This is a genomic window from Pseudomonas sp. H26/SER47-MNA-CIBAN-0231 (assembly GCF_040310465.1).
GTDB lineage: Bacteria > Pseudomonadota > Gammaproteobacteria > Pseudomonadales > Pseudomonadaceae > Aquipseudomonas > Aquipseudomonas atacamensis.
This window is the reverse complement of record NZ_JBEOPW010000007.1, coordinates 62796-75790: the sequence shown is the minus strand read 5'-3', so window position 1 is coordinate 75790 and position 12995 is coordinate 62796. Positions and strand designations below refer to the sequence as shown.

Below are 12995 nucleotides of genomic sequence, written 5' to 3'. Positions count from 1 at the left end.
ATCGACTTACAACATTCTCGGATGGAGGCTACACACCATGTCCCGCGTTCTGATCATCGAAAGCAGTGCCCGCCAGCAAGACTCGGTTTCCCGTCAACTGACCCAGACCTTCATCGCTCAGTGGAAAGCCGCGCATCCTGCCGATCAGATCACCGTGCGTGACCTCGCCGCGAACCCGGTGCCGCATCTGGACGCCAACTTGCTGGGTGGCTGGATGAAGCCCGCCGAACAGCGCAACGACAGCGAACAGGCGTCGCTGGATCGTTCCAACCAATTGACTGATGAACTGCTTGCCGCCGACGTGCTGGTGCTGGCGGCACCGATGTACAACTTTGCGATCCCGAGCACGCTCAAGGCCTGGCTTGACCATGTACTGCGTGCCGGGGTGACCTTCAAGTACACCGAAACCGGCCCGCAAGGTCTGCTCAGCGGCAAGCGCGCCTTTGTCCTGACTGCTCGCGGTGGTGTGTATGCCGGTGGCCCGGCGGATCATCAGGAACCGTACCTGCGTCAGGTGATGGGTTTCATCGGGATCAACGACGTGACCTTTATCCATGCCGAGGGCATGAACCTGGGCGGTGACTTCCAGGAGAAGGGCCTGAATCAGGCCAACGCCAAACTGTCTCAGGTCGCTTGATCGGTTAATCGCCAGATAATCGCTGGATGGTCTAGTGACCTGGCGCAACCCCTTCAAGGTTCCACGCGCATCGAACCTCCCTTTGCACTTTTGCTCCTGAGTGCTGTAGCCCGATTGAACGCTTTAGCGAGATCGGGCTTTTTTTTGTCTGCGATTTGACGAACAACACATGACTCCTTGTGGGAGCGAGCCTGCTCGCGAAAGCGGTGTCTCAGAAAAGTATCTGCCGTCTGACACGCTGCCTTCGCGAGCAGGCTCGCTCCCACCGGTTATTTGTGTTTCCGGCTATTCGCAGTGAGCGGCAAAACCCGCTATCGTCGCCGCCATTCGATTTTCGAGGCGAGCATGGGCTATCTACTTTTTGTGACGCTGATCCAGGCGTTTTCCTTCAGTCTGATCGGCGAGTACCTGGCAGGGCATGTCGACAGTTACTTCGCGGTGCTGGTGCGCGTGGTGCTGGCCGGGCTGGTGTTTATTCCGCTGACCCGCTGGCGTTCGGTGGAGCCGGCGTTCATGCGTGGCATGTTGCTGATCGGCGCGTTGCAGTTCGGGGTCACTTACGTCTGCCTGTACCTGAGCTTCCGCGTGCTGACGGTGCCGGAGGTTTTGCTGTTCACCATTCTTACGCCGCTGCATGTGACGTTGATCGAAGACGCGCTGAACCGTCGCTTTAATGCGTGGGCATTGGTTGCTGCGCTAGTGGCAGTCGGCGGTGCGGCGGTGATTCGCTTCGACAGCATCAGTCCCGACTTCTTCATGGGCTTCCTGCTGCTGCAACTGGCCAACTTCACTTATGCCGCCGGGCAGGTCCTGTACAAGCATCTGGTGGCCAAGCATCCGAGCGATCTGCCGCATTACCGCCGCTTCGGTTATTTCTACCTGGGCGCACTTGCGGTGGTGCTGCCGGCGTTCCTGTTGTTCGGCAAGTCGAACTTCCTGCCGGAAGCGCCGCTGCAATGGGCGGTGTTGCTGTTTCTCGGACTGGTGTCGACTGCGCTGGGTCTGTACTGGTGGAACAAGGGCGCATGCATGGTCAATGGCGGCACACTTGCGGTGATGAATAACCTGCATGTGCCGGTGGGGCTGCTGTTGAATTTGCTGATCTGGAATCAGCATGAGGAACTGGGGCGGTTGTTCCTTGGCGGGGGTGTGATTCTGGCGGCTGTGTGGATCAGCCGGTTGGGCATCCGCAGATCCCCGGTCGCCGCATAACCCTTGTGGGAGCGAGCAGGCTCGCTCCCACATTGGATCTTTGGGTTACATCAGATGTTTTTCCGGCTCCGCAATACTCGCCGAGCCCAGCACCGCCGGCAGCAAGCCTGCGCGCAAATCCCCGCCACTCGGCTGTTGATACAGACTCAAGCCAAACTCCGGCAACACCGCCAGCAGGTAATCGAAAATATCCCCCTGAATCCGCTCGTAATCGGCCCACACCGTGGTGCGGGTGAAGCAGTAGATTTCCAGCGGAATGCCCTGCGCGGTGGTTTGCATCTGCCGGACCATGCAGGTCATGTTCGGCTGAATCTCCGGGTGACTCTTCAGATACGCCAGCGCGTAGGCGCGGAAGGTGCCGATGTTGGTCATGCGGCGGCGGTTGGCCGACATTGCCGCGACATTGCCCTGGGCCTCATTCCAGGCCTTGAGCTCGGCTTTCTTGCGGCCCATGTAGTCGGTCAGCAGGTGCACCTGGGAAAGCTTTTCTTCCTCGTCGTCGCGGATGAAGCGCACGCCGCTGGCATCGATGAACAGGCTGCGTTTGATCCGCCGACCGCCGGACTGCTGCATGCCGCGCCAGTTCTTGAACGACTCGGACATCAGCCGCCAGGTCGGGATCGAGACGATCGTCTTGTCGAATCCCCGTAATAGTGAGCTTCTAAAAATATGGACAGCATTCAGCCCAGTAAAACCGGGCTTAATGCAAAAATGGAGCTGTCCGGAATTTTGGATGCGGAAATGGACAGTCGCCGATGCTGGCGAAGCGCAGCATGTCCGGTGCAGTCTCACACTCTGACCAATGTCCGCCATCGGAACCTCTAAAGATCCAGTAAATCATTGAGGCAAGATGGGCCTCCGCGACTCAGATCCTGGCCTCCACGCCCTAGTAGCGATTTACCGAGAAATGCACCCAAGTGCTGTACGTCACGGTAGACCCCAAAGACAATGTGCCGTCCTGCACGACGGGTAGTGCTTGATGGTTAGTCCTAGCAACGATGACTGCTTGGGGAGGGTGGTTTTGAACTGATGGCTCCCCCTCCTAGAGGACTTAATTCTCGCGGCTCGAAAACGGTACAAATGCATGCCGTTTTGCGTCGCTGAAACTGGGTGAACCTGGATGCCATCCTCACAGATGAAAGCAGTCCAAGTTGGCTGCGGCTGGATGCCAGCCTATGTTTGTGTTTGCCTACAAAATCGTTCACGGAACAGCGGCGGTTCGACCTTGCGACTGGGTTAGGTCAACAATCGCTCGAACCTTTGATGACAGCTATCTCTTCGAAACCAGGAACACCGTCTATGTGCTCAAGGGGCTAGGACAACGGAAGTCGTCTTCGCTGGAAGGCATCTCCTCCATCTGTCAGGTGTCACCGCCTCACTCCTGACGACTCGACTGTTTCAGAGACCAAAATATCTTCCGTTGGCACAAAGCTGCTATGCCAGGCATTCCCGGAATGTTTGGTGATGGGGTGCTGCATTAGCATGGCGTGTCCCGAGCTCTCCCTGGTACCACCTCGGCGTCAATGTCCAGAACTTCTATTCCGACCATTTAGCTCTGGAATGCTTTATGCCACAGCCTCCGCAGCGTGCTTTCAGGTATGCCCAACTCCTTCGACGCTTGAGATTGACTGAAACCTCGGGCTTTTAACTCCTGAACATCCAGCCACTTCTTCCGCGCCTCCAGCACGCCTGGAGGAACCGTTGCTTGCGTTTTTGTAGGTAGGGGATTATCTGCCAGCCCTAAAGCTTCTGCCTCCGCCAGTGAAGCCAGGAGGACTTCACGTATTGTCCGTTTCTCATGAGATGCGATAGCGAGTGCGAGTAGGGTGATTGGCTCAACCTTCAGCGCGGCGGCAATCTGGACACTCGTGTCGACAGTTGCGGAGCTTTTTCCAAGCTCAAGGGCGCTGATGTGCGCTTGTGTTACAGAACCAGAAAGCTCCGTCTGGGACAGGCCTTTCTGCACGCGAAGCAGTTGAACTACTGCTGCATATGATTTGCGCAGCGACATTTCAGTATCCCGATAAAAGGAGACGGTATGTCGCATTTGCCTGCCGCCACACAAACATATATATTTGTAGGTGTGGCGGCTCTTCGCCCCCGCTCGAATTTATTGAATATTGACAAAAAGAGGGGGTGGGGTGTGGATAGCGCTTTTGACGTCGGCCTCTTAGGTGATTCAGGCGTTGAATTACAGGGGTCTGATCTCTCCCTCGACGAAGCCCTCGCATTGGCCAAGAAGATCTACAAATGGATGCCCCTCTGCGCCGTTGAAGAATGGGTAATTATGGATGCCATCGTCACCGAGGATGAACGAGCCAAAGTGGCCGCCGCTGGTTGTCAGCCAATGTTTATGTTTGCCCACAAAGTGGTCGACGATGAACAGCAACGCTTCGAACCAGGTCACTGGGTAAGATCGAGCATGGGGACTGCGTTCACTGACGGTTTTTTGTTCGTCACTCGGAATTCTGTCTATGTTTTGCTTGGCCCCGGGCACCGCAAGTCAGCATCTATCCAAGCTATTTTCTCAATTTTTTAATTCTCTTAGGCCCTGCCAGAGATATACGCGAGACCTTTGATGTTCCGAACATATAAAGATGATCTTGAGGGAAGACTAACGATGTTTGGCGAAGGCCTAGCACACTGGAACGCTGTGTCGCGCGTACTCCGAACGCATTGGTACCACGTTGTAGTCGAGGCGCAGGAAGGCAGTAGAGTTTTTGAGCTTGAACTCATGATCAATGATGAATACAGACTGCGAGAAGTAATCAAGTCCCAAGACAAGGGAATTGTGGTCAAATCTGTCCGGGCGATCACACCGCCGAGGATTAATGGTGGGAATGATTGGAAGATGGATAGGTTGTCGAGCGTGTCTGTAGGTAATGATGTCAATGACATTCCTGTGTGTTTGATGCACTTGGAAAACGGTTCTGTATATCACGACTCATTTCAGAAAAAATTCAACCACCGCTCTCTCTCAAATCTTACGCAGATGTATTTGAGTGGCGGTCAGTAAAAAGGCAGCCAAATGAAAAGTCCTATCATTCTGGAATTTCACAGTAAACGCCTTTCTGACTTTGATCTTAGAAGAATCGCAAAAGCCCAAAACGAAAACTTCGATGGCCCCATCACGGCCTATCTTTGCGGCGTTGCCATCAGCAACAATGTTGCCGTAGGAGTCGTCTTTGGCCACACGCGTAAAGGCCCGTTCGGACGTTTCGATGACGGTCACTACATGCGTACCTCTGACATCGTTTGCGCCCGGCGTGAAGGCAGATTTTGGATTCTCAACACACTCAACTCGCGATACGTCATCGCAACGTTCCATCGTGACATCGGCCGACAAACCCTGCGTAACTTTCTGATGGTTTCGAGCCAGGCAATCCAAGAGCCCCCTTCGATTCAGTGAGCTTCTCATTCGCGCCCTAGCAAACTGATTGAGCGCCCACGAGGCTTCATGACAATCAAACTTAGAAAGTGCGAAGTAATTTGAATTGCATCGGGGTTTTTTTGAGAGACACCACAGATTCAGGCCATCTTGGTTGAGATGGGCTTTGATCTCAACGAATTCGTAACCAACTTCGATTACTCTCAAAAAGAAAATTGGGAAATCGCGGAGTTAATGCACGAAATCTCCGGATGCTTCTTGCTCAGGGCATTCTTTCAACGATCCCTTGTAGGAATATTCACTTAGGTGCATTCGGCGAATATCAAGGAAGAGACCGATGATTAAACCGGCAGCCTCTTCCGCGTTAGTCGAACAAGGACGTACTGGAAAGATCAGGCTGTATCAGGTACAGGCTCGATCCGAATAACTTTGATTATAGCTTGAGGGCAGAGCAAGCTATCACCATCCTCTGCATAATTCTTATTGGCTTCGAAGGCTGCTTCGATGTCGCGCAAGTTGCTGCAGTCCTGAAAATCAGATGTGTCAGTCGTCACGTATTCGTGGCACACGCAACTCAATGCAGAGCGATTGGCCCATAAGTCGTCGGGTATAGTCGTGTCGATGCGAATGAAGCTGATAAGAAATTTCATGCGACGCCCTTAAAGATCTGTTCCTGAATATAGAAAAAGTGGGCATCGTGCACAGGGTCAATAATATCGATTTTTGGCCGTTGGTCAATATTGAGTTGTATTGTGCGTACTGTTTTTCACAACGCAGAACCAAACGCAAAAATATTTTGATTGGAGCTAAAGTATTCTCGCTTTTGAGCCGTTTAACAAATAAACAAACAATAAACGCGCTGAGAGGCTCAAGATATATGGCTACCGTCACCACGCATGAATCAACACAACCATATGATTATCTCCGAGGCCGAATAGCCTGTGAGATTTCTAGTCTTGTAGGCGCCTACAGGGACGGAGACCAAGTCGTGCTCAAAATTGATGAGTACGCCTACCACTTGAGCCCAACTCAAGCCGATTTGCTGGCTCAAGGATTTCTAATGGCAGCTCTACGCACTGGTCTTGGACATTTCGATATGCCATGGCGTAACGGACACATTCACCACGTGAGTGCGATACCCAAAAAGACTTCGCGTACGGGGATGGGGATCTATGACGACACGCTTTACATCCCGGAAGCAGGCTATAAGTTTTTCGCAACGGGTTGGCTTTATGAGGGAGCCGGGGAGGATTTGGATTACCCCGCCAACGTGGTGTTTCTTAAAACTAGGCGGGATGGCGTTGTGGGATTCAAAAAGGGAAAAGATGAATTTCTTTTGAGCCCAAAGCATGCCGTTCAGCTCTGCTTGGAGCTTGCAGATTCGTCCAGCTCGCTCGTCACGCGTGTCTGGAGTATATGGGACAGGAGCATTGAGTGGAGTACCGGGCACGCAACATCAGACAAAGCCTCTTTTGATCTAGCGAATAGTGCACTATTTGATTACCTGAAATCATACTCATCTATTGTTTAAAAGTTTAATCGGCAAAAGTATCGATTTGAATGCAGGAGGAACCTTGGCTGAGAGTCAGCAAGGCCCTCCTCACGATACTAAGCGTGTCATGAGCGCATATTCGTAGGTAATGAGAGCTACACAGACAGGCTTAATGGGTGTGATTGGGTGTGTAATTGTATATGAAGGCGCTTACGCTCGATTTAGATCAACTTTTCCCGGGCTTGGGTGAGTGCGCCTTAATTTACAACCTCGCTGCTCTGGCCCTACTAAGTCTTGTTCACTGTCGTTTCTAGGGAGTTGCAAAACTCGCTTAGGTATCAGAAACTCCGTACTTGATCGCTGAACACGCCGTGGGCTTCCACTTCTCTGTTGTAGGCATTTACGGCTTCGCTGTTCTCTGCCAGCCATTGCTCGGCCTGTTGCTTCTTTAGGGCCTCGGCCAAAGCCTGTTCCAAGAGGATTTGTTCTTGAGTGCGCATGGTGTCGTCTCCCGTTCGGCCGCGATCATAAGAGTAACCCTTAAACAAACTCCCCATTTTCCTAGTCCTGGCACTGGTGTGCTCATCTAAAATCTTAGCGCTGACTTTACATTCAAACAAGACAACGCATCCTGAAAAACCTAGTCGCTTACGCAGCTTACCGACGAGCTCACGTGTGCGCTCGCCCCGTTATGCAGCTCATCAAATCACAGCGCAGGCGATTGATTGTTCTGTTTCCAAGCCCTCGGGGTCACACCTTCGGTTCGCACGAATGTTCGACAGAAGTGAGACTGGTCAGAGAAGCCACACTCCAGTGCAATGTCCGCAAGCAACAATCTCGACGTCTTAAGCAGCTGCTTGCCCCGTAAAATCCGCTGCTCTCGCATCCATTCTTTGGGTGAGACGAGAGTGCTGTTTTTAAACTGACGGGTGAAATGGCTGCGCGATAGCGCACACGCTTGTGCGATAGCTGCCACGGAGATGTCTGCATCCAAGTTATCGAGCATCAACTGCTTGGCGCGCTGGATCTGCCAAGGCTTCAAGCGTCCGGTTTGTTTAGCCAAATCCTTAAGTGAGGACGCGCATGTTTCGTTTTTCATCCTGATTCCTTTTTCCCAGTAGCCGGTTGATAAGCTCAATCCAGCGGTCAGTCGATGGAAAAAATTTAACGGAATGCGTGTCGTGATGGGGGCGCAATTTTGCGCGGCGGGAGGCGCAAAAATGCGCATTTTCAATAGCGTTTCCGGTGCTAGCCTTTGCCTCCCGACAACTCGAATCGACATCATTCGATTCGTCATCTGCAAGGAGAAAGCAATGGCTGCCTCACAACCGCACGGCAAAAACACCGCTTACTGGGGAGTTTCATGGGAGGAGGGCTACGGCTATCCTCAGGCCAGAAAAGTCGGAAACGAGATCTATATCTCGGGTCAGTTCAACCACGATGAGGAGGGTAATCTCGTTGCTCCCGCGCCCCTGAATAGCGAGGGTAAACCCAGCGATTTTTCGTCGATAGGAGAGCAAATGCGTGCCTCCTACGACAACATCGCCAAGCTGCTCGCGCTCTATGGAGCAACCCTTGATGATGTCGTCGAAGAAACGCTGTACGTATTGGATATGGACGCGGCATTCGCCGTCGTAGGTGATGTGCGCAAAGCCGCATATCGCACTGAGCGCCCCCAGTGCGCGAGCAATATCATCGGTGTATCCAGGTTGGCTCAACGTTCACAGCTGATTGAAATTGTCTGCAAGGCGGTCATCGGATCTCGCGCCGACTAAGAGACGCTCCCGGTTCGCCCTGCGCAACCGGGAGATCCAGCTGCCCTTCGATCAAAGGCTTTTGATGCGCTACGGCTGCTGCACAAAAAGTCATGAATGCTTTGACTCTCCATGACTTTCGAATGTCCTGATGCGTAAGCAGCCAGAGCTCGTCCTGTAGTTCGCGCACAACTGGCCCTACGCGTGTTAACCCAGGTGTAATGTCTCCCAGCATGCACGGGAGAAATCCATAACCAAGTCCTGCCGCAATGGCGACGCTCGCGGCCGCGACTGAGTCGGTACGATAAGAAATACAGTCAGCGCCGACTCTGTCTTCGACGTAGCTTTTGGCCTTCAGTCCACATAATCCTGCGGAATAGGACACCCACTGTTGGCCATCTGCGAATGGGGAGTTAGTCGCTTGTTTTATGCTGCCATAAGGCGCCCATGCAATCGAAGCGAGCTTGCGCCCGACGAGACTTTCAGCAGGTTTTTTCGTCGCTCTCACCGCCACGTCAGATTCATCGCGAGCGAGACTTAACGTCTCGTTGCCAACCAGAACCTCGATTGCAATTCCTTCATTAAGCGCCTTGAAGTCGGCGATGATCGGCGTGAGAAAATACAGCAGCAGGGAGTCACTCGTAGTGATCCTAAGCTTTCCAAGTAGCCCTTGACCCACCCGAGAAACTCTACGCGTGACGCTCACGATATCAAGCTCGACGCGTTCGGCGAGGGCCCTTAACTCAATCCCCTCGGGCGTCAGCATATACCCCGAGCGACGGTGGTCAAATAGGGCGACCCCAAGCGTCTTTTCCACTTGAGCCACACGACGCGATACGGTGGATACGTTGATACCCAACCTTTTCGCTGTCGCGGCTCTATTACCGCATTCGCTTAGCGTCTTGATGATTCGCAAATCGTCCCAAGAAAGCTGACTAACAGCATCGCTTAAATTCTGGGTGACGCCGGTAGGTACGGGCGGAGTGGTTGAAGCTTTTTTTGATGATGGTTTCACGCCAAGCATCCCAAACTTAGGTTGCTCATCATACGAAATGGCTGAAGACGAACCAAGAAATCACGTGCACAGGTGGAACTTGCCCAAGCAACCAGTGAGGGTGCCTCGGTTAAAAATGTTGATGTCAGCTGATGGGCTAGTCCTTGGGTTTTACCATAGTCCCCCTGACACCTTCGCGTGTAGCTTTCATTGATTGCTAACACTTAGAGACGCGAGAGGCGCTGCGCGAAGGAACGATGTTCGGCCACAGGCGATTGGTGTCTGACTTAACCTACGAGGGCAGCTTGGGGCCAAGGGCGTTATTCAGCAGTTTTCAGAGGCTGGCTGCTCCTACAAAACGCTGCGGCGACTGTTGGCGCTGCAGATTACGCGTGGATTCCCTGCTCTGGATGGCGGTAACCGTAGCGATTTCACGTGGGGGGATCCAGCAGGGAAATCAGGCGCGGCTCGATGCTGTCGGGTTGGATGTCGAGAATTGCCAGCGTGACCGGCAATTTGAAACGCCTAGGGCCGGCGCTACCAGGGTTCACGTATAGACGATCGCCGCGCCATTCGATGCGCGGTTTGTGGGAATGGCCGGTGATGATGAGCTTTATGTCTGGATCTAGATCGGCGGGGACGTCGGCGATGTCGTGGATTAGGATGGTGTGCCAGCCGTTGAGCGTGCAGGTCAGAAGGTCGGGAAGGTCTTTGGCCCATGGGCTGCTGAGATCATTGTTGCCGCGCACGGCGTGGACGGGGGCAATTTTGGACAATTGGACGAGGATGTCCGGGTTGCCGATGTCGCCGGCGTGGATGATCAGGTCACAGCCTTGGAGCGCGCCGATTGCTTCGGAGCGGAGGAGATTGTGAGTGTCGGATATTACGGCGGTTTTCATGGCCAATTCTCCGTGGACGATTCGGGTAGGAGTGACTGCTTTCGGCCAGCAGCGGACGCGGGACAAGACAACTACCCAACCTCGACCAGATTCTAATTCGATCTGCTAAATCGCCTAATGCCGAGGTTTCGTTATCAGTCACTGGCGGATGCAGATGTTTTGACTGAAAATTCGGTGCTTTAGATATTAGTCGCCAAGGAACGGACATGGCATTGACCAGCAAGATCACTCCCTACAATCCCACTTGGCCCGCCCGCTTTCTGGCAGACAAACCACTCATCGCTTCGGCCTTTGGCGATGAACTGATTGCAATACACCACGTTGGAAGCACCTCTGTTCCAGGGATCGCGGCGAAGCCCGAAATCGATGTGCTCATCGAGGTTCACGATCATCGCAATGCGGCGGCGCGGGACGAGGTGTTGATGGGTTTGGGATATGTACGAGGAAGTGATCTATCGGAAGGGCATCATTTCTATCGGCGTAATGTGGATGGGATTCGCACGCACAAGCTTCACGCTTGTACCCGTGGCCACCTTACGATCACCCAGATGCTTGGGTTCAGAGATTTGCTTACGCGCGATGCCTCGATCCGCCAGCAGTATGAAGCGCTGAAGTTTCAGTTGGAGTCGAGCAATACTGGTGGGATGGCTGAGTATCTGGAGAAAAAGTCTCCGTTTATTATCGCGGCGCTACTTCATGCCGGTATATCCATTCCTGAATGACCGATGGGTCGCTGAGCGACCCCGGAATCAAGTGTCCGCTTTTGGCCGATTTCTGCCTGTCGTGACTGACTGAAAATGACCCTAAGCAGCCGTTCAAGGCTGCTCGTTTCTGCGGCGGTAGATGCCATTTCGTGGTCGCTACTTTGCTCTCACCGTCCACAGCTGATTTAACTTCGTCGTGTAACTTTGACTCATCAGCTCCCGACGCATTGCCCAGCCAGGCGCTGCAGGCACGCTGGCTAAACGCAGCACTCCCTGTCCCCAGCGGCCATTAATCTCATCCAGCACCCCCATCACCTTGTCTGCCATCGCCGGCTGGGATTGCGCGAAAAGGTCATCAGTGAATTCGCCGGGTTGTCGCAAATCCATCAGCAGCACTTCTGCCTTGCTGTATTTGTAGCCGGGACGGAAGAGACGATTGACCGCTTCGGTCGCAGCCTTCGTCATCAGCCGCACGTCATTGGTCGGGTACGGCAACTCCACCAAGGCGCCATTCGCATATTTCGCTTCGTCAGGGTTGAACATACCGGTGCGAATGCTGACTCGGATTTTCTTGCAGAGTGAGTTTTGCCTTCGGAGCTTTTCCGCCGCGCGTTGGGTGTAGGTAGCGACCGCTTCCTTGATCGGCTCAATCTGCGTGAGCCGCGTGCCGAACATCCTGCTGCAGCAAATTTCCTGCTTCGGTGGGTCAGCTTCCCCCAGTTCCAAACATGGCGTACCGGCCAGCTCACGAGCAGTCTTCTCGATCACCACGCTGAATTTCTGGCGAAGCATCCATGGATCGGCTTTCGCCAAGTCCATGGCGGTCTTGATGCTCATTGTTTCCAGATGAGCCTTCATGCGCTTGCCAATGCCCCAGACTTCGCCGACATCGGTGTTGCGCAACGTCCAGTCTCGTTTGAACGGATCGCACAGATCCACCACGCCTCCCGTGATATCCAGCAGCCGTTTGGCTGTGTGGTTGGCGAGTTTGGCAAGCGTCTTCGTGCGTGCAATCCCCACCCCAACTGGAATACCTGTGCGCTTGAGAAGGGTGGAGCGCATGTGCCTGCCAAGCGCGGACAGATCTCCAGGCATGCCAGTCAGATCAGCAAACGCTTCGTCGATGCTATAGACCTCGAGCGCCGGTACCATCGATTCGATGATAGTCATGACGCGCTCGCTCATGTCGCCGTACAGAGCGTAGTTACTGCTGAAGGCCACGATTCCATGCCGGCGTAGATGGTCTTTGATCTGGAAGTACGGCTGCCCCATTTTTACGAACGGCTTGGCGTCGTAGCTACGCGCGATCACACAGCCGTCATTGTTGGACAGCACCACGATAGGTGTCTTGGCGAGGTCGGGTCTAAAGACGCGCTCGCAGCTCGCGTAAAACGAGTTGCAGTCGATCAGGGCGAAGACAGGCTCACGTATTGTCATGATCGCGCACGCTGTATTTCACAACGCCCCAGATCACAAGCTCATCGCCTTCCATGACATGTCTAGCCGGATATTTTGGGTTCTCTGACACAAGCAACACGGCGTTCTCGCGCAGAAGCAGGCGCTTGCAGAAGGGCTCCGAATTCAACGCGGCGATAACGATATCGCCACTGACCGCTTCGATGCTTCGATCGACGATCACCATATCCCCGGAATAGATGCCCGCGCCCTGCATGCTATCCCCATCAATCCTTACCAGATACACGTGCGGCGCCCTGATATCGAACAGCTCATCCAGGGAAATGTGCTTTTCGATGTGGTCAGCCGCAGGGGAAGGGAAGCCCGCCGGTACCTTGGATGAATAAAGGGGCAGCTGCGTACCGCCAGTAGCGAGGGGGCCGAGGAGGGTGATGCTCATGATGCAAGCCTTAGGAGGTTAACTGTACATGCATACAGTTAACGATTTGGTTCGCTTGCG

General features: G+C 53.7%; 17 protein-coding genes and 1 pseudogene. 9 read left to right on the top strand and 9 right to left on the bottom strand.

The annotated features are described in order from the left end of the window. The first annotated feature begins 37 nt into the window (after window positions 1–37). Together AAEZ10_RS13215 and AAEZ10_RS13210 are read left to right on the top strand one after the other, a co-directional pair. Window positions 38–637: an FMN-dependent NADH-azoreductase gene (locus tag AAEZ10_RS13215; RefSeq protein ID WP_076566485.1), complete on the top strand. Its 600-nt coding sequence runs from the start codon at window positions 38–40 to the stop codon at window positions 635–637. 345 nt (window positions 638–982) lie between these two features. Further along, on the top strand, window positions 983–1849 hold the full coding sequence (locus tag AAEZ10_RS13210) for a carboxylate/amino acid/amine transporter (protein ID WP_122505883.1): 867 nt from the start codon (window positions 983–985) through the stop codon (window positions 1847–1849). A gap of 45 nt (window positions 1850–1894) precedes the next feature. Here AAEZ10_RS13210 and AAEZ10_RS13205 read toward each other — a convergent pair. Continuing rightward, a pseudogene (locus AAEZ10_RS13205) lies at window positions 1895–2500 on the bottom strand (mechanosensitive ion channel family protein); the annotation flags it as partial. 524 nt (window positions 2501–3024) lie between these two features. Here AAEZ10_RS13205 and AAEZ10_RS27975 point away from each other — a divergent pair. Further along, window positions 3025–3234: a DUF6957 family protein gene (locus AAEZ10_RS27975; RefSeq protein ID WP_371924046.1), complete on the top strand. Its 210-nt coding sequence runs from the start codon at window positions 3025–3027 to the stop codon at window positions 3232–3234. A gap of 164 nt (window positions 3235–3398) precedes the next feature. On the opposite strand, the gene AAEZ10_RS13200 is transcribed toward AAEZ10_RS27975, so the two are convergent. Beyond that, window positions 3399–3860 carry a helix-turn-helix domain-containing protein gene (locus tag AAEZ10_RS13200; protein ID WP_041478820.1) on the bottom strand — a complete coding sequence of 154 codons (462 nt, stop codon included), beginning with the start codon at window positions 3858–3860 and terminating at the stop codon, window positions 3399–3401. A gap of 27 nt (window positions 3861–3887) precedes the next feature. On the opposite strand from AAEZ10_RS13200, the gene AAEZ10_RS13195 reads away from it, so the two are divergent. The 3 genes from AAEZ10_RS13195 to AAEZ10_RS13185 all read left to right on the top strand — a co-directional run bounded on the left by AAEZ10_RS13195 (window position 3888) and on the right by AAEZ10_RS13185 (window position 5258). Then, the gene (locus AAEZ10_RS13195) at window positions 3888–4388 is read left to right on the top strand and encodes a DUF6957 family protein (protein ID WP_305965252.1); all 501 of its coding nucleotides are present in this window, start codon (window positions 3888–3890) and stop codon (window positions 4386–4388) included. An 81-nt stretch (window positions 4389–4469) separates the two neighbouring features. Continuing rightward, on the top strand, window positions 4470–4865 hold the full coding sequence (locus tag AAEZ10_RS13190) for a hypothetical protein (protein ID WP_350569524.1): 396 nt from the start codon (window positions 4470–4472) through the stop codon (window positions 4863–4865). A gap of 12 nt (window positions 4866–4877) precedes the next feature. Continuing rightward, window positions 4878–5258, top strand: a complete 381-nt coding sequence (locus AAEZ10_RS13185) for a hypothetical protein (protein ID WP_350569522.1) — start codon at window positions 4878–4880, stop codon at window positions 5256–5258. 371 nt (window positions 5259–5629) lie between these two features. On the opposite strand, the gene AAEZ10_RS13180 is transcribed toward AAEZ10_RS13185, so the two are convergent. Beyond that, the gene (locus AAEZ10_RS13180) at window positions 5630–5887 is read right to left on the bottom strand and encodes a hypothetical protein (protein WP_273526010.1); all 258 of its coding nucleotides are present in this window, start codon (window positions 5885–5887) and stop codon (window positions 5630–5632) included. A gap of 47 nt (window positions 5888–5934) precedes the next feature. Between AAEZ10_RS13180 and AAEZ10_RS13175 the strand changes: the two genes are divergently transcribed. Then, window positions 5935–6768: a hypothetical protein gene (locus AAEZ10_RS13175; protein ID WP_350569520.1), complete on the top strand. Its 834-nt coding sequence runs from the start codon at window positions 5935–5937 to the stop codon at window positions 6766–6768. 299 nt (window positions 6769–7067) lie between these two features. Here AAEZ10_RS13175 and AAEZ10_RS13170 read toward each other — a convergent pair whose 3' ends face one another. Both AAEZ10_RS13170 and AAEZ10_RS13165 read right to left on the bottom strand, forming a co-directional pair. After that, window positions 7068–7229 (bottom strand): type II toxin-antitoxin system CcdA family antitoxin, encoded by a 162-nt coding sequence (locus AAEZ10_RS13170; protein WP_350569518.1) that lies wholly within the window; start codon window positions 7227–7229, stop codon window positions 7068–7070. Between the two features lie 206 nt (window positions 7230–7435). Continuing rightward, window positions 7436–7957, bottom strand: a complete 522-nt coding sequence (locus tag AAEZ10_RS13165; protein ID WP_432431822.1) for an AraC family transcriptional regulator — start codon at window positions 7955–7957, stop codon at window positions 7436–7438. 85 nt (window positions 7958–8042) lie between these two features. Between AAEZ10_RS13165 and AAEZ10_RS13160 the strand changes: the two genes are divergently transcribed. Then, a complete protein-coding gene (locus tag AAEZ10_RS13160) occupies window positions 8043–8504 on the top strand; it encodes a Rid family hydrolase (protein WP_039759017.1) in 462 nt (153 codons plus the stop codon). On the opposite strand, the gene AAEZ10_RS13155 is transcribed toward AAEZ10_RS13160, so the two are convergent. Then, the gene (locus tag AAEZ10_RS13155) at window positions 8482–9507 is read right to left on the bottom strand and encodes a LysR family transcriptional regulator (protein WP_024013831.1); all 1026 of its coding nucleotides are present in this window, start codon (window positions 9505–9507) and stop codon (window positions 8482–8484) included. The genes AAEZ10_RS13160 and AAEZ10_RS13155 overlap by 23 nt on opposite strands. A gap of 401 nt (window positions 9508–9908) precedes the next feature. Beyond that, window positions 9909–10376, bottom strand: a complete 468-nt coding sequence (locus AAEZ10_RS13150) for a metallophosphoesterase family protein (RefSeq protein WP_350569516.1) — start codon at window positions 10374–10376, stop codon at window positions 9909–9911. Window positions 10377–10582: 206 nt separating this feature from the next. Here AAEZ10_RS13150 and AAEZ10_RS13145 point away from each other — a divergent pair, with 206 nt between their 5' ends. After that, window positions 10583–11098 carry a GrpB family protein gene (locus AAEZ10_RS13145; protein ID WP_350569514.1) on the top strand — a complete coding sequence of 172 codons (516 nt, stop codon included), beginning with the start codon at window positions 10583–10585 and terminating at the stop codon, window positions 11096–11098. A gap of 138 nt (window positions 11099–11236) precedes the next feature. Here AAEZ10_RS13145 and umuC read toward each other — a convergent pair whose 3' ends face one another. Together umuC and AAEZ10_RS13135 are read right to left on the bottom strand one after the other, a co-directional pair. Next, window positions 11237–12517, bottom strand: a complete 1281-nt coding sequence (umuC, locus tag AAEZ10_RS13140; RefSeq protein ID WP_350569512.1) for a translesion error-prone DNA polymerase V subunit UmuC — start codon at window positions 12515–12517, stop codon at window positions 11237–11239. Next, on the bottom strand, window positions 12504–12935 hold the full coding sequence (locus AAEZ10_RS13135; RefSeq protein ID WP_150635258.1) for a LexA family protein: 432 nt from the start codon (window positions 12933–12935) through the stop codon (window positions 12504–12506). The genes umuC and AAEZ10_RS13135 overlap by 14 nt, the downstream gene beginning before the upstream one ends. Window positions 12936–12995: the final 60 nt, after the last annotated feature.